1 protein-coding gene is annotated in these 1,020 nt (G+C 35.5%); it reads right to left on the bottom strand.

Translation table 11 applies throughout. The features are described from left to right. Positions 1-104 precede the first annotated feature (104 nt). Complete coding sequence (locus JOC28_RS10625; RefSeq protein WP_205010639.1) at positions 105-776, bottom strand: DUF5105 domain-containing protein; 672 nt, start codon at positions 774-776, stop codon at positions 105-107. Positions 777-1,020 lie beyond the last annotated feature (244 nt).

The raw sequence follows: 1,020 nt of genomic DNA, 5'->3' as shown, positions 1-1,020 counted from the left end.
ACCACACAGTGATTCTTTCGTCTTGATTGTTTTCGAGACGGAAATCATTGTGTGGTTTTATGTTGAAGCTCGTTTTTGCCCAGCCTCTTTTTTATGTCTATATCTTAGTAGAATAAGTCACCAGCCATTGAGCGTTGCAATTGGCTGTAACCATAGTTAGATTCACTGTCTGATGAATCTACTGTCCATTTCTTATCATCATAAGTGATAATCAAATCGTCTTCAGATGTTTGAGTTGTCATAGCTGTCGTTGGGAAGCGTGTGTAGAGGTTAGTGAAGATATATTTCTCCGCGTCAGCCATCAATTTTGAATCTGATGTGTAAGTTTTACCTGTCAGTTGTTTCAAATACTCGTCAACAAGAGTATCTGTATCAACAGCACCGATGTCAATAACCTTACTTGAAACAGTTACTTTAGCTGATGTTGGGTAGAATTCAGTTACTTTAACACTGATTTGACTACGCTTAGCATTAGCTTGAATGTACTGTTGAATAAAGGTATTCATTTCAGCATCTGAAGGTTGATAATATGAAAACATATCTGGAATAGCTGCTTTGAAACGTTTTGTAAAATCAGCCTTATCAGCAGAGATATCATTACCAAGTTTAAAGTCAGATGAACTGTCTGATGACTTGCTATCAAGCACACTTACTTGTGCACTGCCTTTTGAAGCAACTGCTTCTGAAGAAGTGATGTTTGTTGACTCAGAATTCAAGAAAACTTGATTGATGTAATCCTTTGTCAAATCAGCAATCTTATCACGGTTATCAGTCACCTTGACATCTGCTAAATCAGCTGTCGAAGTTAACTCTTCTGAGTAATCAGTTGTATAGTAGTTAGCTTCGATAGAATAATCCTTGCTTGATTTGATATCATCAAGTTTATAAACGATATATCCTGTTTTTTTCTTATTTTTTCCAATAGGCTAAATTTCAAGTGCAAGTTAGCCATTCAGTAAAACATCATTAGGAGATTTATAGCTCAGTATTTTCTTAGGATAATTGTTTATCCAGTTTTCA

Origin of the sequence: Streptococcus loxodontisalivarius, assembly GCF_016908645.1 — a bacterium.
In the GTDB taxonomy this organism is placed as follows: domain Bacteria; phylum Bacillota; class Bacilli; order Lactobacillales; family Streptococcaceae; genus Streptococcus; species Streptococcus loxodontisalivarius.
The sequence above is the reverse complement of the archived record's forward strand: the minus strand, read 5'-3'. Positions and strand labels throughout refer to the sequence as shown.